The sequence below is a fragment of the Sphingomonas sp. TX0543 genome (genome assembly GCF_048565505.1).
GTDB lineage: Bacteria > Pseudomonadota > Alphaproteobacteria > Sphingomonadales > Sphingomonadaceae > Sphingomonas.
Genome location: NZ_JBLZUS010000003.1, coordinates 24,276 through 48,593, shown reverse-complemented (window position 1 = coordinate 48,593; position 24,318 = coordinate 24,276). Strand labels below are relative to the sequence as shown.

The window sequence follows — 24,318 nt, the reverse complement described above, 5'->3', positions numbered from 1 at the left end:
TTAGCCCGTTCGGCGACGCTTTCGCGGCCAGCGGAAATACAAAAGAGCCGATCCCGCGATCGCCAGCGCGAGCCCTCCACCGGCAAACCCGATGAGCCAAGGCGTGTTGAAATCCTCATGGTTTTTCCAATCCATGATGTGGAGGCCCCAGAAGAAGTCGTAGAGCCGCCAAGTGCCGTTTCTGACGGCAACGATTCGACCGCTGTTTTGCGCAACATAGATATGGGTCGCGTCGCGGTCCGGGAAATCGACCCGCCAAGCCGGCAGCGTCCCTTTATATTCGGTGCTCGCGGTCGAAACGGCGCGCACGCTCGGTGGCGGCGACGTCCCACGGTAGGCCTGCACCCCCACCACCCGGGCCATAGCGGCGCTCAGAGGTGGAATGGACTGCGCTGTCTCGGCGTCGTGCAGCAGCACTGCGCCATCGGCCAGCTCGACCTCGGCAACCTCGCGTCCGAGGAGCAATCGATATCGAACTTCACGCACGGGCTTGGCCGCCTCGCGCAAGACGAGATCAAGCGGTGCACGCGGACGAGCTTGATCAAGCGTCGCCTGCGATAGCCGCTCCACGAGATGTTCACCGCGAACCCGGTCGATCGGCAGCACGCTCATGATCAGGCCGCTGGAAAACCACAGCAATAACTGCACACCGATGATCAGGGCGAGCCAGCGGTGGACGCGGCTAACCCCGAGGTGGAGCCGAAGCCGGGTGCTTCTCAGAACCAGGTCCGCACGCCAATGACGAAACTCGTCGCCTTGACGTCTTTCCCATCGGCGCGCGCATAGTCCGCCGTCCGCCCAAACTTACGGTCGTAGGAAACGCCGATATAGGGAGCGAATTCGCGGCGAACCTCGTAGCGCAGCCGCAACCCCAGCTCGGCATTGGACAGCCCCGATCCGATCCGTGTCTCAGGGACATTTTGAGCCGAGAGGTTCAGTTCGACCCGGGGCTGCAGAATCAGTCGCTGCGTGATGCGCTGGTCATAATAGCCTTCGATCCGCCCCAGCACCTCGCCCTTATTCGACAGGAACAAGGCTGCTTCCGTTTCGAACCAGTAAGGCGCGACTCCCTCGATGCCGATCGTTGCGTAGGTGCGGGAGGGATTGGGTTTGAAATCATACCGGACGCCGGCCTGCACGTTCCAATAGGGATCCAGCGCCCGGCTGTAGAGCGCCTGAACCTCAGCACTGTCGACCCCTTCGCGAAAAGCCCCCTCGCCCTCGGTCTTGACCACGAGCCGGTCGAGATCCTTGCCGAACCACGCCTCACCATCCCAACGGTAGCCGTCACGTCCGTTGCGGACCTGATATTCGGCCAGGTTAAATAGGATCATCGAGGATGAGCTGCCGCCATGTTCGTTGTGCAGCATGGAGCGTGAATCGGCCATTGCTCCGTTTTGATAGATCCGATCAGCATAGTGATCTTTCGGAGGGGCGGGCGCCGGCGCGTCACCCGGCGCAAGGCTCGTGCCCCCTGCCCCATGACCCGCCATCTGCCCGTCCATTGCCATCCCGGGCATCGACGACATGTCATGTTCCATCGGCTGACCGCTTGCGCCGCCAGGCATATTCATGCCCGGCATAGCGTGGTTCATCGCACCGCCTGCGGGCGCGGGCATCGCCATGCCCGGCATGCTCGACATGTCATGGTCGGCATGGCCATCGGTCGCCGGGGGCGTCTTGCTGGCTGGCATGGTCATGCCAGGCATATCGCCCATTCCCGACATGCCTTGCATAGCGGGCTTGGGTTTCGCAGCGGGTGCCCTACGCCTTGCAGGCGCTGGTCTGGCAGTCGGCTTCACGGCGGTTGCGCGTTTGGCCTGACGTGCCGGTTTGGCCGCTGGCTTCTTCTTTGCTGGCGGCTGAGCCATCGGCATGTTCATGCCGGGCATGTTTTGCATCGATTGTGCGCTGGCCGGTACCGCGAGAGCGAGCGGCACCGCGCCGATCAGGAGGAGAAGCGACTTCATGCGGCTTCTCCCCGAGGCCGGACAGAGACGACGCGCATCATCCCGGCATGCATGTGATAGAGCATATGGCAGTGGAACGCCCAGTCGCCGACCGCATCTGCGGTGACGTCGAAACTTACCTTGCCTCCAGGGGCGACATTGACCGTGTGCTTGCGCGGCGAATATTCGCCATGCCCGGTCATCAACTCGAAAAAATGTCCATGAAGATGGATCGGGTGCGACATCATCGTGTCGTTCACGAGCGTGACGCGGACCCTTTCGTTTTCGATAAACGGAATGGGCTCGCGCTTGTCGCTGAGCTTCACCCCGTCGAACGACCACATATAGCGTTCCATATTCCCGGTTAGATGGATCTCCATCGCACGATCGGGCGCCCGGACATCCGGGTTGCGCTCCACGGCCATGAGATCGCGATAGACAAGGACGCGGTGCCCGACATCTTCAAGGCCCTGTCCGGGCTCTCCGGTACGATCCATCGGCATGGTCGAGATCGTCTGTACACCAGGCCCCATCTTGACCTGCGGGGCTTTGCTGGCGTCGCGCATATTCATGCCGCCCATTCCACCCATCGCCATGCCGCCCATCGCATCACCGGCAGGGGCTCCCATTCCAGGCATATTGGCCATGGAACCACCCGCCGTCTTATCCATGCCTTGCATCGATGCACCGGACCCCATGTCCATGCCCGCCATACCACCCGCGGCGGTTCCGCCCGCCGACATGTCATGTCCCATCGCTGCGTGGTCCATGCCGGGCATGCCCCCCATGTCCATATCCCCCATCCCCATGTCCTTCATGTTGGCGAGGGGCCGTTTGCGAAGCGGAGGGACTTCGGCTGTCATGCCTTCGCGCGGGGCCAGGGTGGCGCGCGCCATGCCCGACCGATCGACGGATTCGCCAACCAGCGTGTAGGCGCGGTCATCCGCTGGCGTGACGATAACGTCATAGGTCTCGGCGACCGCAATCTGGAATTCATCGACCTCGACGGGCCTGACATTGAGGCCGTCTGCCTGAACGACCGTCAGTTTGAGGCCGGGAATCCTGACGTTGAATGTCGTCATAGCAGAGGCGTTGACGAAACGCAGTCGAACCCGCTCGCCCGGCCTGAAAAGCGCGGTCCAATTGTCCCGGGGACCATGCCCATTTACGAGATAGGTGTAGGTCGAACCGGTGACATCGGAGACGTCGGTGGGGTCCATCCGCATCTTGCCCCAGTCCAGGCGTTCCTTGAGCGGTTGATCCTTCCCGGCCAGGAGACCGGCAAGCGTCTGACGCTGGTAGTTGAAATAGCCTCCCCCGGCCTGCTTGAGCTTCCGGAAGATCGCGTGGGGGTGCATCTGGCTATGGTCGGAAAGCACGATGACATGCTCGCGATCCGATCGGATCGGATCCTCGCCTTCCGGGTCAATGACGATCGGCCCATAATGGCCCATCTGCTCCTGCAACCCCGAATGGCTGTGATACCAATAGGTGCCGGCCTGGACGATGGGGAACTCGTAAACGAAGGTCGACTTGGGCCTGATGCCGGGGAAGCTGATCCCGGGCACGCCATCGAACTGGAACGGCACAAGCAGGCCATGCCAATGGATCGAACTGTCTTCATCGAGATCGTTGATCACCGACAGACGCGCCGTCTGGCCCTGGCGCAACCGGATCAGGGGCGCGGGCACTGTGCCGTTGATACCGATCGCATGGCTTTCCCGGCCATCGATCATCATCATCTGATGCGCGATCTTGAGCGTGATATCGTTGCCGGTGACGGTCGGGAGCGGCTTCACGATCCCGGCCGAAACGGGCTGAGCCCATGCCGGCATCCAGGCCGACAGTGCCAGACCACCGCCGGTCAATGCGGCGCCGCGGAAAAGGTCGCGGCGGTTCAATACCGGGGGCATACTATCTCCTTGTTCAACCTGCAGCACTCCGGGTCCGCAAAGACGCTGGAACGCGGTATCTCTCTCTCCTTACGCGCGAGCGGGGCGCACCCCTCATTCCTCGGCCAAGATTTCTGCAAGGCGCGCCCGCGCCCGGTAGAGACGCGTCTCTACCGCCTTGCCGCTGATCGAGAGCGCGGTTGCGGCTTCCGACTGGTTCAGTCCTTCGACGGTGCGAAGCAACAGAACTTCTCGCAATGGAGCAGGTAATGCGCTGATAGCGGCCGCAATTCGCTTGAGCTGCATTTTCGCGTCAGCATTGGCATGTGCGGAAGGTGCCTCATCCGGCACTTGTTCGATCTCGTCGTCGGACGCAGCAGAACCGAAGGTGAAAAGCTGCCGCACCTTCTGTCGGCGCCGCCAATCGCGGCATTTGTTGATCGCAATCCGGGACAGCCAAGCCCGTAGCGGCCGCGCACCATCATATTTTCGCAGATGGCTGAACGCGGATACAAAGCAGTCCTGGGTAAGGTCAAGCGCGTCCTCGGCATTTCCGACGAGGCCACGCACCAAGCGGAATATCGCAGCCTGGTGTCGGTGCATGATCTCCGCGAAGGCTGACTGCCGCCCCGCGAGCGTCAGCGCCGCAAGTTCACCATCCGAACACGCCTGAAGATCCAGACTCACCGTACATCGTCGGTGAGCGCATGTACCACCGCCTGGTCGAAGGTCTTGGCCTGATCAGGGCGCAAGATCTGGCGCATGGCGAAGATATGACCAAGTGTTTCCTTTTGCAGCGCACCCATCGCCTGATGCGACTGATCGACGGCCACCGCGACCCGCGGTCCGTTACCATGTTCGGTTTCGATCGCGGCTGCGAGACGCGCATTGTCCGCTCTCATTTCAAGCTCCAGTGCGCGTCGGCGCACGGCGAAGCGCTGCTCAAGAAGCTCGACTTGAGCCTTCTGACGGTCGTCCAGATCCAGCTTGCTGTGCAATACGTCGTGGAGTTCGACCCCGGCTGCCTTGGGCTGCGGGAAGAAGTAGCGACCCAGGAACACCCCCGCAACGGCCGCAACGAAGGCGACGATTGCGATCAGAACGAGCAGCTTCGGCTTCATTGTGGGCCCGCCAGCAGGGTTGAGGGAGCAAGCGGATTGGATGGCCCGAAAGGCGAGAGTGTTACCGATGCCTCGGCAGGTGGCGTGAATCCGTTACTGGCGATACCGAGCAACACCGCGCCAAAGGCGGCCACCGCGCCGAGCCTGAGTTGAGAAGCGGCCGAAACCTGCGGCAGGGTGGCAATGCGCCTGAACACGGCCTCTTCCAGACCGATAAGGGCCGGATGTCCCGGTTCGTTTCGCAAGCGGGCCAAAAGCCCATCTAAATCCATATTCATCGCAAAATCCGATCTCTTATTTGGTAGGGCGCGCTGGCGCCGGACCCACCTTGCCCATTGTTCCCTCTATCGGTCTGTCCGTCAAAGCACCGCTGTCCTGAGCGGAGCCCGACTGCCAGCGCCTGCCGGGTAAGCACCACATCGTTATGGCATCGTCTTCTTCATGCCGGGCATATCCATCATCATCGCGTCATGGTCTTCGGGCGCGCTGGCAATTGCGGCTTGATATTGGGCCGGGGTCATCTGCGGTAGCTTCCGCACAAAGGCGACCATATCCCAAATCAGTTCATCGCTATGCGTTTTACCCCAGGCCGGCATCGCGGTCAGCTTGACCCCATGCTTGATGATCCAGAATTGCGCCTTTACCGATCGCTGCTGTTCCCGGAAAAGCTCCGGAGCCCTGGGATAGAGACCTTGGCTGATCTCGGACTTTTCCAAACCCGGCCCGAGATGGCAGCCGCTGCACATCTCGGTGTAAAGTCCTGCGCCGCTCTGCAGCCGTTTCACGTCCGCTAGGTTGGCTGGGACGCTCACGTTGCGTGACCGGACGGCGATCGAACGATCACGGAGCTGCTCTATGAGCCAATAAACCGGCTTCGTGTGCGGCGCATCAGCCCCTATGTCATAGGCACCGACATACACGACGATCCCAGCAAGCGCTCCGCCAACTAAGCCGGTCGCGGCAATAAAGCCTACGCTTGGAAAATGCCTCCGCAGCCATGCTGTCCTCGAATTTTCCATCGCGTCCTCCCGAGCAGAATGCGTCCCTGGATCCTCGGTGATCTCGCACGCATCCAATTGAGCATACGCACGGCGCGCGTTCATCCCTCATCGGCCGCGCAGATCTCTGGTGCGAACCCGTAGGCCTCCCGACATTGAAGAAATCTTGGAAGCTAAATGAGGGGTCGCGCCACGCGGTGCGTAAATCGCTTTGTCGGCAGTATCGCCGCCCATGGAGAAATCGATGTTTCGTAAAACAGCTTTTGCCGTCGCCATGGCGGCGTCTGTCCTCGCCGCTACCGCTGTTCAGGCACATCCCAAGCTCAATAGCGCGAGCCCGGCAGCCAATGCTGTCGGCGCATCCCCAACGAGGATCCAGCTCGTCTTCTCGGAGGCGCTGGTCGCGCAGTTCTCGGGGATCGACCTGACGATGACCGAAATGCCCGGCATGAAGATGGGTCCGATGAAGATGAACGGCGTCGCGGCGACTGTGGCCGCCGATGGCAAAACGCTCGTGGCCACGCTTGCCAAGCCGTTGCCGGTTGGAACTTACAAGGTCGACTACCACGTCGTCTCTACCGACACCCATCGCGTTCAGGGCAGCTATACCTTCAAGGTCCAGTAAGAGCGTGCCGGACATCTTAGCAATCGCGGTCAGGCTCGGGCTTTATCTTGACCTGATGCTCCTCTTCGGATTGCCGCTGTTCGGCCTCTATACGTTGCGCGGGACCGAGCGAGCATCCGGCTCGGTCCTGCGTTTCCGCTCGGTATTGGCGACGATCGCGCTTGCCGGCATCGGATTATCGATCCTGGGCATGATAGTCCTGGCGGCCTCGATGGGAGGCATGCCGATCGATCAGGTGGACCGCGCCACGGTCAACCTTCTGATATCAGGCACCGCGATCGGTACGGTCTGGCAAGTACGGGTAGCGGCCCTCCTGCTCGTGCTGTACTTTTCCATCGTCGGATGGCGTCGCCCCGCTTTCGCGCTGTGGTCTCTATCTGCTACCGCCGCTGTCGCTCTCGCAACCTTGGCCTGGACCGGTCATGGCGCTGCCGATGAAGGCTTGCGGGGATGGATCCATCTTGGCGCCGACATCACCCATCTGTGGGCCGCGGCCATTTGGGTAGGAGCCCTATTGGCCCTTTGCCTTCTCATTTTCCGCCCTGCCGCCCGCATGGCGCTAGATCATATCCACCTCTCCCACCGCGCGCTGGACGGCTTTGCAAAAGTCGGATCGGCTGTCGTGGCGCTGCTGATCCTGTCGGGCTTCATCAACAGTTGGATTCTGATCGGACCGTCGAAGCTCGGATCACTTTTTACCAGTCTCTACGGTCTACTGCTGGCAGGGAAGCTGATCCTGTTCGGCGTCATGTTGATTCTGGCCGCCGCCAATCGCTTCTTCCTGACGCCCTCCCTTGCTGCGGCTATCGAAACCGGCAACACATCCTCGGCGATAGGGTCACTCCGCCGCAGCCTCGCAATCGAAACCGGGTGCGCCGTTACCATTCTTGCCCTCGTTGCCTGGTTGGGGATGTTGGCCCCGCCTGCCTCCGGGATGTAATCCGGCGTCAAGGTAGCGCGCGCGAAATCGCCTTGATCGCTTTCAAGCCCGAGCCAAAACGGGAAATCGCCTCCTTGTGCCGTTCGAGTTTGCCATAAGGAAGATAGGCGATTTCCAGGTCCGCGAGATAATAAGCCCGACCACCAACATGAGTACAGCGGGAGACCAGCGACAACCATGATCACCCAAAGCGCTTGGCCCATCGAGACCGAAAAAGGGCTGCAGGTCTCCATCTTCCCCCGTCGATGATGGTGTCTCGCCCCCTGACGCTGCGACATGTGGTTGTTCCGGGGCGAGCGACAATGGAGCGCGATCGGTAATTCCAACCCGTCTTCCCCACGTCCGCTCGCCCCCGCGCCACGCTGCGACCCGTGGGCACCTGAGCTGTCCATCCTGTTGGCGATGGGCTTCATCTGAATTTACGCAGCGACGGGGCTTACCCCTCGCGGGCCACTGCTTTTTTCGAGGAACGCGCACGCTTTCGAGGGAAGGAGCGGCGTGCCGCGTAATACCAGTGACGACCAAGGTCAGCGAAAGGCAGGCATGTACGACTGCGTGATCATAGGCGGCGGCCCCGCGGGGCTGACAGCCGCAACCTATCTAGGCCGGTTTCTGCGTTCTACGCTGGTCATCGATGCTGGCGATGGCCGCGCGTCCTCCATACCGACGACACATAACCTCCTCGGTTTTCCAGACGGTATCTCTGGCGGGAATCTGCTTGTTCGTATGCATCAACATGCCGCCCGCTACGGTGCCGAATTGGTCACCGGAGAGGTCGAGCGCATCGACCGGGTCGAGAATGGTTTCGTCGTCGAAACGAAAGCCGAAATCTTCGGTGCGCGAACAATATTACTTGCCCAAGGCGTGACAAATCATCGACCGCGAATGGAGCAGGAACCGCATGATCGAGCCGTTGCCCAAGGGCTGATACGCTATTGCCCGATCTGCGACGGCTATGAGGTCCGCGGCAAGAGAGTGGCCGTGCTGGGCTGCTCCGATCATGGTGCGGCCGAGGCTCTGTTCGTTCGCCACTACAGCGACACCGTGACCTTGCTCGCCCAAGACGGCTCGCAACTTTCGGAAGCCGAAGAGGCAGATCTGGCTCGAGGCGGTATTGCGGTCGAACGCGCGCCAATCCGGGACTTGTCGATCGATGGAGAGAATTTGCTCGCCCATTTGACTGATGGCCAATTGCTCCCGTTCGACACGCTATATGTTGCCCTTGGAACCTCTCCTCGCTCAGAATTGGCGCGAATGGCTGGCGCTGAACGGAGCCCGGCAGGTTGCATCGTCGTTGACGAGCATCAGCAAACGACGGTCGGCGGCCTATTTGCTGCCGGCGACATGGTTGAAGGGCTGGATCAAATTGCGGTCGCGGCAGGTCAGGCGGCCAAGGCCGCGACGGCCATCCACAATCTATTGTCCGGCTGACGTGGGAACGCACCAAGGTACGCGCGCAAAAATAAATGTGGGCCGGGCTTGACCCTGACATGATGTCAGACCCCAGATTGACCTTCGTCGATAAGGAGACGAGCCTGTGACTGATCCTCTTCCAGCGAGCAATTCTGGTGCGCACGGCTGCTGCGCGGGCAAACACGGCGGCGACGCCGACGCGAAGACGGCCAAGGATCCGGTTTGCGGCATGATGATCGATCCCACGGCAACGCCACATCATGCCTCGCATGACGGCGAGGACTATCATTTCTGCAGCGCCGGCTGCCGCACGAAGTTTGCCGCCGACCCGGTGCGCTACTTGTCCGCGGGTGACACAGAGGCGGTGGTCGCCCAACCAGGCGCGATCTGGACCTGCCCGATGCACCCGGAGATCCGCCAAGACCATCCCGGGCCATGCCCGATCTGCGGCATGGCACTTGAGCCGGACCTCGTGACGGCAGACACCGGGCCAAGCGGCGAACTGCTCGATATGTCCCGGCGTTTCTGGATCGCGCTGTTGCTCACCATCCCGGTCTTTGTCCTGGAGATGGGCAGCCACCTGTTCCCGGCGCTGCACAATCTTGTGCCGGCCCGTCTATCGGGATGGTTGCAATTCGCGCTGGCAACCCCGGTCGTACTCTGGGCAGGCTGGCCATTCTTTGAACGCGGTTGGGTGTCGATCCGGACGCGCAACCTCAACATGTTCACGCTCATCGCTATGGGGACGGGCGTGGCCTGGGCCTATAGCGTGGTCGCAACCTTCGCTCCGAGGATCTTCCCCGCAGCGTTTCGGATGATGGACGGCACAGTCGCAATCTATTTTGAGGCCGCCGCCGTCATCACCGTTCTCGTGCTGCTGGGACAGGTGCTCGAGCTACGTGCCCGAGAACGGACCTCAGGCGCGATCAAGGCGCTGCTCAACCTCGCGCCCAAGACCGCGCGCCGCATTGGCGCCGATGGTAATGACGAGGAGGTATCGCTTGACCAAGTGGCCGTTGGCGATCGTCTCCGTGTTCGACCGGGCGAAAAGGTGCCGGTCGATGGGAAGGTCGAGGAGGGCCGATCCTCGCTCGATGAGTCAATGGTGACGGGCGAGTCGATGCCGGTCACGAAGGCGCTCGGCGACGCTGTCATCGGCGGAACAATCAATCAGAGCGGCGCGCTCGTCATGCGCGCCGAGAAGGTCGGCCGCGACACGATGCTCGCGCGCATTGTCCAGATGGTCGCTGACGCGCAGCGTTCGCGGGCACCGATCCAGCGACTGGCCGATCAGGTCGCGGGATGGTTCGTGCCCGCCGTTCTGCTGATCGCGCTCATTGCCTTTGGGGTATGGGGTATCTGGGGGCCGGAGCCGCGCCTCGCCCATGGCCTGATCGCCGCCGTCGCCGTCCTCATCATCGCCTGCCCCTGCGCCTTGGGGCTGGCGACGCCGATGTCGATCATGGTCGGCATCGGCCGGGGCGCGGGTCTTGGCGTGCTCATCAAGAATGCCGAAGCCCTGGAGCGGATGGAGAAGGTCGACACACTGGTCGTCGACAAGACAGGCACGCTGACCGAGGGACGGCCATCGGTCACCCGCATCATCTCCGCCCTTGGTTACGAGGAGACCGAGTTGCTGCGGCTTGCCGCCGGCGTCGAGCGCGCCTCCGAACATCCGCTGGCACTGGCCGTGGTCGCCGCCGCCAAGGATAGGGGGATTGCGCTTCCCGAGGTCACCGATTTTGATTCACCGACCGGCAAGGGCGCGATCGGCACGGTGGATGGCAAGCGCATCACGCTCGGCAACGCCCGTTTCCTGTCAGAAAGCGGGATCGACGTCAGCGCCCTTGAACCGCAGGCGGACGAACTGCGCCAGGATGGCGCGACCGCCATCTTCATCGGCATCGACGGGCAGGCGGCCGGAATTCTTGCGATTGCCGACGCGATCAAAGCGACGACGGCCGAGGCCATCGCGGCGCTTCGCAAGGAGGGCATAAAGGTCGTCATGCTGACGGGCGACAATCGCACCACGGCGCAAGCGGTCGGGCGGAAACTCGGGATCGACGATGTCGAACCCGAAGTGCTGCCGGATCAAAAGAGCGCGGTGGTCGCGCGATTGAAGGCTGAGGGCCGCATCGTCGCGATGGCAGGCGACGGCGTAAACGACGCACCCGCGCTCGCCGCCGCCGATGTCGGCATTGCGATGGGCTCGGGCACAGATGTTGCGATTGAAAGCGCTGGCGTAACACTGCTCAAGGGCGACCTTAACGGCATCGTGCGCGCACGCCGGCTCAGTGAAGCGACAATGTCCAATATCCGCCAGAACCTGTTCTTCGCCTTCGTCTATAACGCCGCAGGTATCCCGATCGCAGCGGGGCTGCTCTATCCGATCTTCGGCATCCTCCTCTCGCCGATCATCGCGGCGGCGGCGATGGCGCTGTCCTCGGTCAGCGTGGTCACCAACGCGCTGCGCCTCAATCGGGTGACATTATGAACATCGGCGGTGCGTCGGCGGCGAGCGGGGTCTCGCAGCGGATGATCCGCCACTATGAGAAGATCGGCCTCATCCCGTCGGCGGCGCGGCGGGATAGTGGCTATCGCGACTACAGCGAAGCCGACGTCCATCGGCTTCGTTTTATTGCAAATGCCCGCGATCTCGGCTTTCCGATCGAAGAAATCCGACAGCTGCTTTGTCTGTGGTCCGATCGCGATCGCGCCAGTTCGGAGGTCAAGATGTTGGCGGAATCGCGCGCCGCCGACCTTGGGCGGAAGGCGGATGCGCTCAACGCCATGCGGGAAGCGTTGCTCGACTTGGCAAAAGGCTGCCACGGCAATGAGCGGCCCGAATGTCCGATACTCGCGCGTCTGGCCTCCTGAGCCGATCCTACAGGTCTGCTAACGGCCGAGAGATCGCAAGTTGAGCCCGTGGTGACCGTGAACTCGATGAGAGTTGCACGCCGCCGTACCAAGACTCGTTAGCCACACTATGCCGGCATACAGCACGGCATCGCAAGACTGCCCCAGTCTCGACAGCGTTCGATCCAGAGCGATGCGCGCTCAGTCGAGGACCACGTGCTTCGGGTGCTGCCCGGCGCGTTGCGGCAGAACAATGATAAGAAGCAGGATGGCAGCGGTCAGAACAGCGGACGCCAACGGCCGGCTAAATGACAACCCGCCGTGATCCAGCGGTTTGTCAAGGAAATCGCCGACTGCAGCCCCGAGGGGACGCGTCATAATGAACGCCGCCCAGAACAGCAGCACCCGACTAGCGCTTGTCGTGTAATATAGCAGCGCCAGCACGGCGAGCAGCCCCGCGAATATGATCGCGGCGCCGATATAGCCGAGGTTGCCTGTATCGGCCGTCCAGTCGCCGAGCGCAGTGCCCAACGTTTGCGAGAATGTAATTGTGATCCAGTAGAACAACTCAGCCTTCGGCTCGCGCACCGTGTCGACCGAGATTGAGCCGAGCGTTCGATGCCAGACAATCAGCGACGCCACCACGCAGGCGAGCAGGAGCGCTGACCCGCCAGTGTAGCCGATGCCAAGCGAGCGCGTGGCGAAATCCGCCATCGTCGTTCCCGCCGTGGTCGATGCGATGATCGTCGCCCAATAGAGGAACGGGTGAAAGCGCGTCGCCGCGACTTGCCACCACACCAAGGCGACCAGCACCGTCAGGAAGATGGCAGTCCCGACCAGATAGCCGAGGTTCATCGTCATCGAGACGGTATCGCCGCCCGTTTCGCCGAGCGTGGTCGCGAGGATCTTGATGAGCCAGAAGCCCAGCGTGACAGCGGGCACCTTGCTTGCCAGCTCGCGCTTCGTCGATTCCAACACCGCGTTTTCCTTTCGTCGGGTTCTGCGCGGCTCTACCGACACTCGACCGTGATATGCGCGAGTTCGTGAACTGGCGCGAGCCGGGCGCGAATCTCGTCACCGGTGATCCCCTGCCCGCCCACGACGCTTACTATCGCAGCGTGCGCTTCCGGACCGACGCGCCAGACATGAAGGTCCGTTATGCGCGCGTCCCCGGGCGTTTCGACCAGCTCGCGCACTTCGTCCTCGACATGATGATCGGTCGCATCGAGCAGAACTGACGCCGTGTCGCGCATCAGCGACCATGACCAGCGCGCGATGACGATCGCGCCGACAATCCCCATCACCGGGTCCATCCAGACCCACCCCAAATAGCGACCCGCCAGTAGCGCCGCGATGGCAAGGACCGAGGTCAGCGCATCCGCGAGGACATGGACATAGGCCGAACGCATGTTGTTGTCGCCGCCATGCGCGCCGTGAGCATGGCCGTGGTCGTGCCCATGATGATCGTGCCCGTGATGGTGCCCGCCCGAAAGCAGGAAGGCGCTGGCGATGTTCACGCCCAGGCCGACCACCGCGATGATCGTCGCCTCCCCGAATGCTACCGTGATCGGCTGAAACAGACGAAGGATAGACTCGACGCCGATCCCGAGCGCTATCAGCCCCAGCACCATCGCCGACGCGAACCCGGCCAGATCGCCGACCTTGCCCGTGCCGAAGCTGTAGGCCCGGTTGGAGGCATGGCGCTTGGCATAGGCATAGGCAGCCGCGGCAACCCCGAGCGCGCCCGCGTGCGTCGCCATGTGAAAGCCATCGGCGAGCAGCGCCATCGAGCCGGTCAGGTATCCTGCGACAATCTCGACCACCATCATCCCGGCGGTGAGCGCCACGACCCACAAGGTTCGGCGCGCGTTGTCGTCGTGCGCCGCACCCAGGAATACATGATCGTGCGCAAAGGCTTCGATTTCGGGCAATGTCGCCATGAGGAAGTCCTATTTGGAGTAGCGGCGGATCACCGCCAGCAATTCTTTGGCGCCGGCCGCCCGCTCGGCGTCATCGAGCCCTGCGCGGGACACATGCGCTTCCAGATGCTCGGCAATGATTTCGTACATGAGGCCATTCACCGCACCACGCACCGCCGCGACCAGGTGCAGCACGTCGGAACAAGAGGAATCCGATTGTAGTGCGCGCTCGACCGCCCCGACCTGTCCCGCAATTCGGCGCACGCGCGCCACCAGATCAGCATTCGTTTCGGACAAGTGAGCCATATCATACCCCCCTACCCTATCTATGCCTGCATGACAATCTTTGGTGTCGGGCTCGGGCGGCGCTCATGGAGTTTAACGCTCGCCGAAAAGCTCGCGCTGTGCCTTTTCCAACTCTTCAGTATAGCGCCGCCGGACATAGGTTTCCGAGACGACGCCGAGCACATGACGATCAGCCGACAACACGGCAAGTTCATCGGTGCGCGCTTCATCGAAATTTGTCATCACTGCCGCTATGTCCATATCCGGCGTCAGCACCACGTCGTGCCCGGAGGCGAGTGTGGCGACGCTGGCGTTCGGATCGAGCCCTTCCGCATAGGCGGCCGGTACGACTACGATACCGGCATAGACATCTTGCGCGTTGGCCAAGACAACCCTGCTGGTCGATCCGAGTGGGAAGGTACGCCGAAACTCTGCGATCGACATGGAGGCGGGCGTAGGCTTGGTTTCCTTTCGCATCATCCGCCCTGCGGTAAGGGTCTTCACCCATCCCACGTCGCGCGCGCTCTTGATAGTTTCGCCGCGCAGATGAAGCCGCCACGTCGAGAACGAATAGCCGAACAGCTCGCGCACGATGGTTGAGGACACCAATGACGCAGCGATGACCGCCCCCGTCAGAGAAAAATCATGCGTCGCTTGCAGGACAAGCATTGCCATCGTCATCGGCCCGCCCACGACCGCGACGGCGAACGCCGCCATTCCCACGAGCGCGGCATTGCGCGGATCAACCACGGGATGTCCGACCATCAATGTCAGACTTTCGGCGAAGAGGTGACCGATCAGCGTTCCGAGGAACAGCGACGCAAAGAAAAGCCCGCCCCGAAATCCAAATCCGAGCGATACGATCGACGCGGCGCTCTTGGCGAACAGCACGATCAGGATGAAACCAAGCGAGGCGCCGATCGCCAGATCAGCGTGAAGCGCATCGTGCCCGGCCGAGAGCGACTGTGGCGACACTATCGCGATCGGGATCAACAACAGGCCGCCTAGCGCGGGGCGCGCCCATTCCGGCATCCCCGTTCGTCGCGTTCCACGCTCGACCAGCGCCACGGCGCGCATCAGTACGATCCCAAGCAGCGCACAGATAGCGCCCAGCCCTGCGTAGATCAGGTAATGGTGCGTCTCGACTGAGACGCTTGAGGCAGCGTCGATCAGATAGGGTTGCTGCCCGAAAGTTTGCGCGACGAGCGCACCGGCCAGAGCCGCAGCGGCCACGGGTGCAATCGCCGACGGCGTGTAAGCCCCGATAACGATCTCGAATGCGTAGAACGCCCCGGCTAGAGGAGCGCCGAACGCGGCGGCGATAGCCGCGCCCGTCCCGGCCCCGACCAGCGTTCGTTGATCGGCACGACGCAGCTTCAACCAACCGCCGAGCACCGATGCTACGGCCCCGCCCATTTGCGCATAGGCGGCTTCGAGGCCGACCGATGCTCCAAAGCCGTTCGAGAGAACCGTTTGCCCTGAAATGACAAGGCTATCCAGGAGCGACATGCGCCCGCCGTGCAGGGCATTAGCCTCGACCGCGTCCACCAGGCGGCGCTTGCGGGCACGGGTCGCGTATCCGAACGCTGTGAAGACAAGGCCACCTAGCGGCAGAACGATTAGGCTCGGCAGTCCAAGATCCGCGACGCCGCTTAATCGGGTGTTCGGGGGTAGCGCGAACAACAAGTGCTGCAGAGTGCGCGCGAGCGCGCCCAGCACCACGCTCAGCAGGCCGGCAGCCCCGCCAATGCCGATCGCCAGCACGATGAACGATGCTTCGCTGGCGCGCAGCCACCCCCGAAAGTCGCGCACTAGCAGGCGAGCGCGCCTGCGAGTAATGATTTGCGCGACCAAGATGCGACGAGGGTCGGTCATATTTGCGAGACGGTGGTCGCTGTATCCAAGCGACGCCTGCGGCCCGCGGACGCGGCAATCAGGTAAAATCCGCCGACGAACATCGGCAAGGTGAGCCACTGACCCATGTGGAGGCCGGTTCGCGCCGCGAAACCGACGAGCTGGGCATCAGGCTCCCGGAAAAACTCTACCGTGAACCGGGCCAGGCCATAGCCGATGAGGAACACCCCGACTAGCATACCGGGCCTACGGCGGGCATTGGTGAACCAGAACAAGAAGGCGAGCACGGCAAACAGTGCCAACCCTTCAAGTCCGGCCTCATAGAGTTGGCTTGGATGCCGGGCGAGGCCGTCATGGCTTCCCGGGAACACGATCGCCCACGGCAGATCGGACGGCTTTCCCCACAGCTCACCGTTCACGAAGTTGGCGAGGCGGCCGAAAAACAGGCCGATCGGCACCGTGCAGGCGACATAATCGTGGACACGCAACCAATCCAAGCCGTGCCGACGCGCGAAGATGATCAGCGCGAACGAGACACCGGCAGCGCCCCCGTGAAACGACATGCCGCCATCCCACAGCTTCAAGATCTGCAGGGGATCGAGGATCATCTCGGGACCGTAGAAGATCACATATCCGAGCCGCCCGCCCAGGATCACGCCGAGCGTCGCATAGAACACCAGATCGTCGGCTTGCGTGCGGATCATCGGAGCGGCGGGTTGTGCGAGGAGTCGCAGCAAATACCACCAACCGAGAACGATGCCCGCGATATAGGCAAGCGAATACCAGCGCAGGTCGAGCGGACCGAGGGACAGCGCAATGGGGGTGAGGCCGAGATCGGCAAATTGAATATGGTGCATCACGACTGACTTTCGGACTTAAGCGGTATGTGGCCCTGTCCTCCTGGCGCTAACCTCTCCCCCGATTGAAGCCAAGCAAACATCGATCGGCGCATTCCCAGACGACGCGGGCCAGACGCTATTGCTGGGGAGCAGTGGCGATACTCGACAGATCGGTTGCCGTATTGATGAGCACGCCGGCATCCTTGCGTTCCGAGTAGCGATCGACGAGCTGAGCGCTGTGCGGGCGCAGCAGCACCGTGAACCGCACCAATTCCTCCGTCACGTCTACGATCCGGTCGTAATAGCTGGAGGGCTTCATGCGACCGGCGTCGTCAAACTCGTTGAACGCCTTGGCGACACTCGACTGATTTGGGATCGTCACCATCCGCATCCAGCGGCCGAGAACGCGCAGCGTGTTAACGCTGTTGAATGACTGCGACCCGGCCGACACCTGCATTACCGCGAGCGTGCGCCCTTGGGTCGGGCGCATCCCGCCCATCGACAGTGGAAGGTGATCGACTTGCAGCTTCATGATCCCGGTAATCTGGCCATGACGTTCGGGGCTGCACCATACATGCCCTTCTGACCACATCGACAGTTCGCGTAGCTCGTGAACAGCCGGATGATCATCGCCGGCATGTTGATCGGGCAACGGCAGCGTGGAAGGGTCGAAAATGCGCGTCTCGCACCCGAAGAATTGCAGCAGGCGGGCCGCTTCCTCGACGCACAGCCGTGAGAATGATCGCTCGCGCAGGGAGCCGTAGAGCAGCAGGATTCGCGGCGCCGGATCACCCGCACCGAGGCCGAGTGCGGGCCGTTGGATCGCATAGCGCCGATCAAGGGCGGGCAGATTGTCGGGCTCGGGAAGGTAACGGAGCGGCATCAGGGCGCTTTCACGAGATAGCGGCCCGAGGCCGGGCATAGCGCGGTAAGGAGCAATCCTGTCATGCAATGCTGATCCTGATGGCAAGCGCGGCGAGCGTGACGAGCAGCACCGGCACCGTGATCGTAACCCCGACACGGAAGTAATACCCCCATCCGATCCGAATGCCCTTCTGGCCGAGAACGTGGAGCCACAAAAGCGTCGCGAGTGAACCGATCGGCGTCAGCTTGGGGCCGAGATCGCAGCCGATCACGTTCGCGTAGATCATGGCTTCCTTGACCGCGCCCGTGGCGTGCGTGGCGTCGATCGACAACGCCCCCACCAGCACCGTCGGCATGTTGTTCATCACGGAAGACAGGACAGCCGCGATGACGCCTGTTCCCAGGGCCGCTCCCCACACGCCCCCTTGTGCGGTGCGATCGAGCAGCGCCGCCAGATGGTCAGTCAGGCCAGCATTCCGCAGGCCATAGACGACAAGGTACATGCCGAGGGAGAAGATCACGACCTGCCACGGCGCACCGCGCAGCACCTTGCCGGTCTGGATCACGCGGCCACGGCCCGCGATCACCAGCAGCAGGATCGCGCCGGCAGCGGCAACGGCGCTGACCGGCACGCCAAGCGGTTCAAGCAGGAAGAAACCAGCAAGCAGCAACGCGAGGACGATCCACCCGGCACGGAAGGTCGCGGCGTCACGGATCGCTTCACGGGGCGCGCGCAGCGCCGCCACGTCATAGGCTTGCGGAATGTCGCGCTGGAAGAATAACAGCAGCGCGCCCAGCGTGGCGGCGATCGACACCAGATCGACCGGCACCATCACGGACGCATATTCGCCGAAGCCGATCTTGAAGAAGTCGGCCGACACGATGTTGACGAGGTTCGAGACGACGAGCGGCAGGCTGGCCGTATCGGCGATGAACCCCGCCGCCATGACGAACGCCAGCGTTGCCTCGTCCTTGAAACCCAGCGCCCGCAGCATGGCAATGACGATTGGCGTCAGAATCAGCGCAGCGCCATCATTGGCGAACAACGCAGACACCGCCGCGCCCAGCAGAACGATCAGGACGAACAGCCGACGACCATGCCCCCTGCCCCAGCGGGCGACATGCAGCGCCGCCCATTCAAAGAACCCGGCCTCATCGAGCAGCAGGCTTATGACGATAATCGCGACGAACGCGGCTGTCGCGTTCCAGACGATGCCCCACACCACCGGCACGTCGGACAGCGTAACGACGCCCGCGAGCAACGCCACGACAGCCCCGCCCATTGCGCTCCATCCGATGCCAAGGCCCTTGGGTTGCCAAATGACGAGCGCGATCGTCGCGACGAAGATCAGTACGGCAAGGAGCATCAGGCGACGCGCTCACCCGAATCATCAACTACCTGTTGCCCGTCTTCCTTCGCGAACGCGCCGAGTTGGTCGCTTGGAAGCAGATCGAGCACGGCTTCGGAAGGGCGGCAGAGCTTCACGCCTAGCGGCGAGACGACCAAGGGCCGGTTGATGAGGATCGGGTGCGCCATCATCGCATCCACCAGCGCGTCGTCAGAAAGCGACGTGTCGCCGAGACCAAGCTCCGCATAGGGTGTCCCCCTCTCGCGCAACAGCTCGCGGGGTGTAATGCCGGCGCGATCGATCAACTCGACTAGCAGCGGGCGCGAAGGTGGGGTTTTCAGATATTCGATTACATGCGGCTCAATGCCGGCATTTCGGATCAGACCGAGGGTGTTGCGCGACGTTCCGCATTCGGGGTTGTGATAGATGACGATATCGGTTGCCATCACGCGACGTCCGAACGGGGTGAGGATGCGCCTTCCCCCTGCCCTATCTCGCGCACCTTGGCGCGCAGCGCGGAGGCTTCCAGCTTCTCGATCGGCAGGGCCGCAAACAGCGCGATCCGGTTTTCGAGGTATCGCAGCGCCGTGACGAATGCGCGCCGACGTTCCATATCGCTGCCTTGCACCGAAGAGGGGTCTTCGATCCCCCAATGAGCCGTAACCGGATGCCCCAGCCAAACCGGGCATGCCTCGCCGGCAGCATCGTCGCAGACGGTAAAAACGAAATCCATGACAGGCGCGCCAGGCACCGCAAACTCATCCCAGCTTTTCGAGCGCAGCCCTTCAATCGGGTATTCAATATCCGCGAGGAGCGCGAGGGCGTCAGAGTTCACTGCTCCCTTGGGATAGCTCCCCGCCGAGAAGGCGCGGAACTGGCCCCCACGCTTCGTAAGCGCGCTTTCGGCGAGAATTGAGCGGGCGGAATTGCCCGTGCACAGGAATAGGACGTTGAACGTGCGATCGGACATGGCAGACTCCATCAGCAGCAGGGCACCAATTCGGCGACGAGCGGGGCGCACAGCTCCGCTCGACCGCCGCAGCAATCTTTGACCAGGAACAAGGTAAGGGACCGCAGCGCGTCGAGATCGGCGCGATAAATGATCGAGCGGCTATGCCGTTCGGATCGCACGATACCGGCGCGAGCAAGGATGCCGAGATGCGCTGACATTGTGTTTTGCGGCACGTCGAGTTGGCGGGCGATTTCGCCGGCAGCAAGACCATCCGGTCCGTACTTCACCAGCAGCCGGAACACATCGAGGCGCGTTCCTTGTGCCAGTGCACCCAAGGCGGAAATTGCCGATTCGCTATCCATATATCCAGCATAGACGATATATTGATAGCTGGCTACCGTGACCGGAGCGTCGCCGTAGAAGATCCGCTTGGGCGGAGCGCGGCTAGGGTGACACGCCGAGGTTGAGCCAGTTTCAATTTTTCATTGAATCCTAATGCGCACGCGCATATATCGATATTCACATGGCCATCCCGCTGTAGCCTCTGGTATCGAGGGGCCGCCTTCTTGATATCAGGGCGGATGCTTCCGCCCAATACCAAACCCATCTCAGTTTCGCCGATTAGGCCAAGGCCGCCCACCATCTTCAGCGGATCGGCTACGGGCGCCCGCCCCCCCATTGGCAGCCCTTCCAGCAGATCGTCCCCCATCCCGCGGATGCGACGCGCACCATCCGCAGCGATCAGTTCCGGCTAGGCGGCGCGTCCGCCACGCCGTCATTCTCTACCTCTTCGGCAAGCAGCTTCGCCTTCTCTCAGTGTCAGTCGGCAGGGCTAGGAGGATACCCCGCCGCAACCATCCCCGATCAACAATCCTTTCGAGACAGGTCGGCAGGCACGCTATCTAACTTTTTCAACAGCCCGGTTCGTTTTGACGCGTCCCGGCACCCACGCGTTTCGGCCGTGTCAGAAGCGAGGCGCATTTTGCATCGGGATTTTGGTTCACCCAACCCTTCGAAGGGGCGGCACGCGTAAATGGTTTCAAAACCGACCCGGTTGTGACACCTGCGCAGTTGTATGCTGGTCCAGTAAATCGAGCACGGCGCAACTCGCCGCCCCGTCGCCCTCACAACGGTCGATGGTCGTGGCGAGCAGATTGGCGAGTTGCGCTAGGTCCGCCATCTTCGCTCGAACCCGCTCTAGATGATGGGCTGCAATCTCGCGAACCTCGTCGCATGATGCCTGCGCGTGAGCGCCAAGTGACAGGATCGCGCGCACCTCGGCCGGGGTGAAGCCGAGTTCGCGCGCGCGCCGAATAAATCCAAGGGCGCGAACGTGATCGGCTCCATATACTCGCCGCCCGCCGCTCGTGCGCGGTGGTGTCGCGAGAACGCCGACGCGCTCGAAATAGGGGGTTGAGTAGCAACGGAACAGAAAACCTACATAGGGCGCGACCTCACGCGTCGTCGATGCCCGTGGTGCCGGGATCGCGGAGCGGCCGAAGCTCGCCGCGCGCGACCATGTCGGGGATAGTAAAGGCGTAGCGGCCGAGCATGTTGATGTGCCGGAAACCGAGCGGCGAAAGGCGGGCTACGTCTTCGTCCAGGATGACATGGCCTTCCGCACGGAGCTGGTTGACCGCGGCATCGATGTAAATCGTGTTCCAGAGCACGATCAGATTGACGACCAGCCCGAGCGCGCCAAGTTGATCCTCCTGTCCATCGCGATAACGCTGGCGCAGTTCGCCGCGCTTGCCGTGGAAGATGGTGCGAGCAAGCTGGTGGCGGCTCTCGCCGCGGTTGAGCTGGACGAGGATACGACGCCGGTAGGCTTCGTCGTCGATGAACCGCAGCATATAGAGCGACTTGATGAGACGGCCAAGTTCCTGAAGCGCGCGTGCAAGCCTGGTCGGACGATCGTTGGTCTGAAGGACACGGGTGAGTCCGATCGCCCTCACGACGCCGAGCTTCAGTGATCCGGCGAGGCGCAGGAGATCGTCCCAATGCTCGACGATCAGCTTGATATTGATCCTGTTTGCCGCGAGATCGTCCAGCACGCCATAATCGGCCTTGCCATCGACACGCCAGAACCGTGCCCCGGCTATGTCAGCGATACGCGGCGAGAACTGGAGCCCGAGCAAGTGGAATATTCCGAATATCGTGTCGGTGTAGCCGGCCGTATCGGTCATGATCTCGATCGGCCGCAATTCGGTTTCCTGGTCCAGCACGACCGCCAGCAGATGAAGACTGTCACGCAATGTGCCGGGGACCGTCACGGCATTCAGCCCGGAAAAGCGGTCGGAAACCAGGTTGTACCAGGTGACGCCGCGTTCGCGCCCGAAATAGCGTGGGTTCGGGCCGGCGTGGATCGTGCGGACCGGCACGGTGAACCGCAGCCCATCGGCCGAGGCGACCTCGCCGCCGCCCCAGGCGCGGGTCAGCGGTATCCTGTTATGCGCGGCGACCAGCAGCGCGTTGGCGGTGGTCAGTGTCTCGGCGCGCATGAAGTTTTGCTTCACCCAGCTCAATCGAGACCGGCGTAGCGCGGGCATCTCGGGACGTAGGAGCGGCTCGAACCCGGTATTGGTCGCCTCGGCGACAAGTACGGCGCAGATCGTCGTCGCTATATCCCCGGCGCGGGCGTTACCTTCGCTGGCATGCGTGAACGCCGCCCCGAACCCGGTTCGCGCGTGCATCTCCAGGATCAGTTCGGGAAGGTCCAGCTGCGGCAGCCGTGCATCGATCGCCTTGTGAAGATCGGTGAGGCTGAGGGGTTCGTCGATCTTGTCGAGTGGCTCGAACGACAGGTCTGCGCCGCTCGCCGTCCTGGTGATGGTCACGGCATCATTATCCGGAACACGCGCGGCTGTCTGGCGATAGGCGAGATCCAGGCGCGCGGACAGTTTGGCGATTTCCTCGTCGCCGGCGACCGCCACGCCGACCGTGCGGCACACCATCGGTCGCGCCGCTTCCCAGGCGGTTCCCGTCAGCAGGCCTTTGCGTGGGTCGGCATAGCGAAGCGAGCGAACGGGAAAGACGTCGCGGCGACGAATGGCGCGGCGCAGCCGGTCGAGCGTGCAAAGCCGATATCCGGTAAGATCGAACGTGCCGTCATCGGTCTTCAACTGACGGCCCCAGGCCTTGGGGACGAACGCGGTCGGCACCGGTCCCCTGCGCTTTTCGCCCCGGTGAACCCTTCGCAGATGATCGACCGCGTCCAGCAACGGCTGCCCTGCGGGCGCCGCTGCGAGATCGAGCCCTGCAAGCATTTTCGGCAGATAGCGCATCGTGCCATCTGCTGACGCAATTCGACAAAGTAGCTCTCGTCGGTCGGCCGGGCGAGCAGGTTCACCTGGGCGACGGCGTTGGTCAGTGCTGCCCGATCGACCAATGCAAACACGGCCGCGCGCACCTCCGTGTCGCTGATACTGTCATCGAGCAGCACAGCACCGGCATCACGAAGCCGGAGTGATGCCGCGTCTAGATCGCGTAGCGAGCGCATCCGCGCTTCCTTGGCATTGATACGCGCGTTGGAGAACATTCTGGTCGACACGGCGTCGAACAGGTCGATGACATCGTCGCCGGCGGATGCTTCGAGCGTGCGGATGAAGGCAATTAAAGTGGCCGCTCGCCGATCGTCGGGAAGCCGAGCCACCGCCTGAGCTCTCGCGGCACCGGCAAATCGCGCCAACGCGGCCGCCTTGCCAGGCGGCACGCGGTCGAGCTCGGGCAGGTCAGCGGTGAACGAGCGGATTTCGGTCAATCGGTCGATCGCCCGGCTGATCTCAGGGCCGCTTTGTAGATATGGTCCGTCACGCAGCCGGTCGAGCGGGCTTTGTCGTCCGTCCCTCGGAACAGCGACGAGTATATCGAGCCGGGCGCGTTGCTCTGGCGTCAGCTTGGCGACCAGGCGGCGATGAACGTGCCCGGCAACCCGGGTGCGGACCCGTGCGATATCCCGCTCGAGAACGGAAAGGCCCGGCAACATCACCTTGGATTCGATCAGCCATGTCGCTGCTGCATCGAACAGGGCCGAAGGTCGATCGGTGCCCGTCCAGCACAGGGCATATATGAAACGGTGCAGTCGAAACGCGACGCCGGGATCGGAAAAGACCCCGATAGCCATAATGCTCGCGGATGCGCGGACCGTGCCGCCATCTCCCCTTGGTTGCGCAATATCGCGCCATCAGTTCGACCGTTCCGTCGATCGCCAGCTGGCTGCCGACAAACCGTGTGACCGATGCCGGTGTCAGTGCCGGATCCTCGAGAAAGGTGCCGAGCAACCGCAAAGAGCCAAGCTGCACCGCCACGCCGAGCCGGTTGTGATCGCCGCGATGCGCACTGATGAATGCCTGGTCCGCGTCGTCGAGATGGAAGTGACGCGCGAGCTGTTCCGATGTCGGATCGCCGACGAAGGAACCATAGCGCAGTGCTTGGTCGTCCGAGAGAAAGCCGACCGGCACTG

Annotated in this window: 24 protein-coding genes and 2 pseudogenes; 5 read left to right on the top strand and 21 right to left on the bottom strand. The window is 62.5% G+C overall.

The features are described 5' to 3' along the window. From ACM61V_RS17910 to ACM61V_RS17880, 7 genes are all read right to left on the bottom strand, one after another. A complete protein-coding gene (locus ACM61V_RS17910) occupies positions 1 to 720 on the bottom strand; it encodes a PepSY domain-containing protein (protein ID WP_419714573.1) in 720 nt (239 codons plus the stop codon). Further along, positions 717 to 1,970 carry a copper resistance protein B gene (locus tag ACM61V_RS17905; RefSeq protein WP_419714316.1) on the bottom strand — a complete coding sequence of 418 codons (1,254 nt, stop codon included), beginning with the start codon at positions 1,968 to 1,970 and terminating at the stop codon, positions 717 to 719. The genes ACM61V_RS17910 and ACM61V_RS17905 overlap by 4 nt, the downstream gene beginning before the upstream one ends. Then, entirely contained in the window at positions 1,967 to 3,862 is a 1,896-nt protein-coding gene (locus ACM61V_RS17900) for a copper resistance system multicopper oxidase (protein WP_419714315.1), read from the bottom strand. The genes ACM61V_RS17905 and ACM61V_RS17900 overlap by 4 nt, the downstream gene beginning before the upstream one ends. A gap of 93 nt (positions 3,863 to 3,955) precedes the next feature. Continuing rightward, entirely contained in the window at positions 3,956 to 4,528 is a 573-nt protein-coding gene (locus ACM61V_RS17895; RefSeq protein ID WP_419714314.1) for an RNA polymerase sigma factor, read from the bottom strand. Then, positions 4,525 to 4,962: a periplasmic heavy metal sensor gene (locus tag ACM61V_RS17890; protein WP_419714313.1), complete on the bottom strand. Its 438-nt coding sequence runs from the start codon at positions 4,960 to 4,962 to the stop codon at positions 4,525 to 4,527. The genes ACM61V_RS17895 and ACM61V_RS17890 overlap by 4 nt, the downstream gene beginning before the upstream one ends. Further along, a complete protein-coding gene (locus ACM61V_RS17885) occupies positions 4,959 to 5,240 on the bottom strand; it encodes a hypothetical protein (protein ID WP_419714312.1) in 282 nt (93 codons plus the stop codon). The genes ACM61V_RS17890 and ACM61V_RS17885 overlap by 4 nt, the downstream gene beginning before the upstream one ends. Before the next feature lie 144 nt (positions 5,241 to 5,384). Beyond that, a complete protein-coding gene (locus ACM61V_RS17880) occupies positions 5,385 to 6,065 on the bottom strand; it encodes a c-type cytochrome (RefSeq protein WP_419714311.1) in 681 nt (226 codons plus the stop codon). A gap of 127 nt (positions 6,066 to 6,192) precedes the next feature. Here ACM61V_RS17880 and copC point away from each other — a divergent pair, with 127 nt between their 5' ends. Both copC and copD read left to right on the top strand, forming a co-directional pair. Then, the gene (copC, locus tag ACM61V_RS17875) at positions 6,193 to 6,585 is read left to right on the top strand and encodes a copper homeostasis periplasmic binding protein CopC (protein ID WP_419714310.1); all 393 of its coding nucleotides are present in this window, start codon (positions 6,193 to 6,195) and stop codon (positions 6,583 to 6,585) included. Between the two features lie 4 nt (positions 6,586 to 6,589). Next, positions 6,590 to 7,525 carry a copper homeostasis membrane protein CopD gene (gene copD / locus ACM61V_RS17870; protein ID WP_419714309.1) on the top strand — a complete coding sequence of 312 codons (936 nt, stop codon included), beginning with the start codon at positions 6,590 to 6,592 and terminating at the stop codon, positions 7,523 to 7,525. A 7-nt stretch (positions 7,526 to 7,532) separates the two neighbouring features. Here copD and ACM61V_RS17865 read toward each other — a convergent pair whose 3' ends face one another. Next, on the bottom strand, positions 7,533 to 7,700 hold the full coding sequence (locus ACM61V_RS17865; protein ID WP_419714582.1) for a hypothetical protein: 168 nt from the start codon (positions 7,698 to 7,700) through the stop codon (positions 7,533 to 7,535). 323 nt (positions 7,701 to 8,023) lie between these two features. Between ACM61V_RS17865 and ACM61V_RS17860 the strand changes: the two genes are divergently transcribed. The 3 genes from ACM61V_RS17860 (at position 8,024) to ACM61V_RS17850 (ending at position 11,815) form a co-directional block, all read left to right on the top strand. Next, entirely contained in the window at positions 8,024 to 8,956 is a 933-nt protein-coding gene (locus ACM61V_RS17860) for an NAD(P)/FAD-dependent oxidoreductase (RefSeq protein ID WP_419714308.1), read from the top strand. Positions 8,957 to 9,167: 211 nt separating this feature from the next. After that, positions 9,168 to 11,432, top strand: a complete 2,265-nt coding sequence (locus tag ACM61V_RS17855) for a heavy metal translocating P-type ATPase (RefSeq protein ID WP_419714572.1) — start codon at positions 9,168 to 9,170, stop codon at positions 11,430 to 11,432. Next, entirely contained in the window at positions 11,429 to 11,815 is a 387-nt protein-coding gene (locus ACM61V_RS17850) for a Cu(I)-responsive transcriptional regulator (protein WP_419714307.1), read from the top strand. Before ACM61V_RS17855 ends, ACM61V_RS17850 begins: the two co-directional genes overlap by 4 nt. A gap of 180 nt (positions 11,816 to 11,995) precedes the next feature. Here ACM61V_RS17850 and ACM61V_RS17845 read toward each other — a convergent pair whose 3' ends face one another. The 13 genes and pseudogenes from ACM61V_RS17845 to ACM61V_RS17785 all read right to left on the bottom strand — a co-directional run bounded on the left by ACM61V_RS17845 (position 11,996) and on the right by ACM61V_RS17785 (position 24,316). Continuing rightward, entirely contained in the window at positions 11,996 to 12,769 is a 774-nt protein-coding gene (locus ACM61V_RS17845) for a hypothetical protein (protein ID WP_419714571.1), read from the bottom strand. 35 nt (positions 12,770 to 12,804) lie between these two features. Beyond that, positions 12,805 to 13,734, bottom strand: a complete 930-nt coding sequence (gene dmeF / locus ACM61V_RS17840) for a CDF family Co(II)/Ni(II) efflux transporter DmeF (protein WP_419714306.1) — start codon at positions 13,732 to 13,734, stop codon at positions 12,805 to 12,807. Between the two features lie 9 nt (positions 13,735 to 13,743). After that, on the bottom strand, positions 13,744 to 14,019 hold the full coding sequence (locus ACM61V_RS17835) for a metal/formaldehyde-sensitive transcriptional repressor (protein ID WP_068075194.1): 276 nt from the start codon (positions 14,017 to 14,019) through the stop codon (positions 13,744 to 13,746). Positions 14,020 to 14,091: 72 nt separating this feature from the next. Next, on the bottom strand, positions 14,092 to 15,873 hold the full coding sequence (locus ACM61V_RS17830; protein ID WP_419714305.1) for a chloride channel protein: 1,782 nt from the start codon (positions 15,871 to 15,873) through the stop codon (positions 14,092 to 14,094). After that, positions 15,870 to 16,709, bottom strand: coding sequence for a prolipoprotein diacylglyceryl transferase (gene lgt, locus ACM61V_RS17825; protein WP_419714304.1), 840 nt, complete (start codon positions 16,707 to 16,709; stop codon positions 15,870 to 15,872). The genes ACM61V_RS17830 and lgt overlap by 4 nt, the downstream gene beginning before the upstream one ends. A gap of 118 nt (positions 16,710 to 16,827) precedes the next feature. Beyond that, complete coding sequence (gene arsH, locus ACM61V_RS17820) at positions 16,828 to 17,574, bottom strand: arsenical resistance protein ArsH (RefSeq protein WP_419714303.1); 747 nt, start codon at positions 17,572 to 17,574, stop codon at positions 16,828 to 16,830. 61 nt (positions 17,575 to 17,635) lie between these two features. Continuing rightward, positions 17,636 to 18,922 (bottom strand): arsenic transporter, encoded by a 1,287-nt coding sequence (locus tag ACM61V_RS17815; RefSeq protein ID WP_419714302.1) that lies wholly within the window; start codon positions 18,920 to 18,922, stop codon positions 17,636 to 17,638. After that, positions 18,922 to 19,350, bottom strand: a complete 429-nt coding sequence (gene arsC / locus ACM61V_RS17810; protein WP_419714301.1) for an arsenate reductase (glutaredoxin) — start codon at positions 19,348 to 19,350, stop codon at positions 18,922 to 18,924. The genes ACM61V_RS17815 and arsC overlap by 1 nt, the downstream gene beginning before the upstream one ends. Further along, on the bottom strand, positions 19,350 to 19,874 hold the full coding sequence (locus ACM61V_RS17805; protein WP_419714300.1) for an arsenate reductase ArsC: 525 nt from the start codon (positions 19,872 to 19,874) through the stop codon (positions 19,350 to 19,352). The genes arsC and ACM61V_RS17805 overlap by 1 nt, the downstream gene beginning before the upstream one ends. An 11-nt stretch (positions 19,875 to 19,885) precedes the next feature. Continuing rightward, positions 19,886 to 20,218, bottom strand: coding sequence for an ArsR/SmtB family transcription factor (locus tag ACM61V_RS17800; protein ID WP_419714299.1), 333 nt, complete (start codon positions 20,216 to 20,218; stop codon positions 19,886 to 19,888). A gap of 677 nt (positions 20,219 to 20,895) precedes the next feature. After that, entirely contained in the window at positions 20,896 to 21,036 is a 141-nt protein-coding gene (locus ACM61V_RS17795) for a hypothetical protein (RefSeq protein ID WP_419714298.1), read from the bottom strand. A gap of 27 nt (positions 21,037 to 21,063) precedes the next feature. Next, positions 21,064 to 21,288, bottom strand: a pseudogene (locus tag ACM61V_RS17790) (MerR family transcriptional regulator); the annotation flags it as partial. Positions 21,289 to 21,310: 22 nt separating this feature from the next. Next, positions 21,311 to 24,316: pseudogene (locus ACM61V_RS17785) on the bottom strand (Tn3 family transposase). Positions 24,317 to 24,318: the final 2 nt, after the last annotated feature.

What these genes read in the sequence shown, in the direction of transcription:
- ACM61V_RS17905 (WP_419714316.1), bottom strand. Translation starts at nt 1,970, where the DNA reads ATGAAGTCGCTTCTCCTCCTGATCGGCGCGGTGCCGCTCGCTCTCGCG.
- ACM61V_RS17900 (WP_419714315.1), bottom strand. Translation starts at nt 3,862, where the DNA reads ATGCCCCCGGTATTGAACCGCCGCGACCTTTTCCGCGGCGCCGCATTG.
- ACM61V_RS17890 (WP_419714313.1), bottom strand. Translation starts at nt 4,962, where the DNA reads ATGAAGCCGAAGCTGCTCGTTCTGATCGCAATCGTCGCCTTCGTTGCG.
- ACM61V_RS17885 (WP_419714312.1), bottom strand. Translation starts at nt 5,240, where the DNA reads ATGAATATGGATTTAGATGGGCTTTTGGCCCGCTTGCGAAACGAACCG.
- ACM61V_RS17880 (WP_419714311.1), bottom strand. Translation starts at nt 6,065, where the DNA reads ATGAACGCGCGCCGTGCGTATGCTCAATTGGATGCGTGCGAGATCACC.
- copC (WP_419714310.1), top strand. Translation starts at nt 6,193, where the DNA reads ATGGAGAAATCGATGTTTCGTAAAACAGCTTTTGCCGTCGCCATGGCG.
- ACM61V_RS17855 (WP_419714572.1), top strand. Translation starts at nt 9,168, where the DNA reads ATGATGATCGATCCCACGGCAACGCCACATCATGCCTCGCATGACGGC.
- ACM61V_RS17850 (WP_419714307.1), top strand. Translation starts at nt 11,429, where the DNA reads ATGAACATCGGCGGTGCGTCGGCGGCGAGCGGGGTCTCGCAGCGGATG.
- dmeF (WP_419714306.1), bottom strand. Translation starts at nt 13,734, where the DNA reads ATGGCGACATTGCCCGAAATCGAAGCCTTTGCGCACGATCATGTATTC.
- ACM61V_RS17835 (WP_068075194.1), bottom strand. Translation starts at nt 14,019, where the DNA reads ATGGCTCACTTGTCCGAAACGAATGCTGATCTGGTGGCGCGCGTGCGC.
- ACM61V_RS17830 (WP_419714305.1), bottom strand. Translation starts at nt 15,873, where the DNA reads ATGACCGACCCTCGTCGCATCTTGGTCGCGCAAATCATTACTCGCAGG.
- lgt (WP_419714304.1), bottom strand. Translation starts at nt 16,709, where the DNA reads ATGCACCATATTCAATTTGCCGATCTCGGCCTCACCCCCATTGCGCTG.
- arsH (WP_419714303.1), bottom strand. Translation starts at nt 17,574, where the DNA reads ATGCCGCTCCGTTACCTTCCCGAGCCCGACAATCTGCCCGCCCTTGAT.
- ACM61V_RS17815 (WP_419714302.1), bottom strand. Translation starts at nt 18,922, where the DNA reads ATGCTCCTTGCCGTACTGATCTTCGTCGCGACGATCGCGCTCGTCATT.
- arsC (WP_419714301.1), bottom strand. Translation starts at nt 19,350, where the DNA reads ATGGCAACCGATATCGTCATCTATCACAACCCCGAATGCGGAACGTCG.
- ACM61V_RS17805 (WP_419714300.1), bottom strand. Translation starts at nt 19,874, where the DNA reads ATGTCCGATCGCACGTTCAACGTCCTATTCCTGTGCACGGGCAATTCC.
- ACM61V_RS17800 (WP_419714299.1), bottom strand. Translation starts at nt 20,218, where the DNA reads ATGGATAGCGAATCGGCAATTTCCGCCTTGGGTGCACTGGCACAAGGA.
- ACM61V_RS17795 (WP_419714298.1), bottom strand. Translation starts at nt 21,036, where the DNA reads ATGGCGGACCTAGCGCAACTCGCCAATCTGCTCGCCACGACCATCGAC.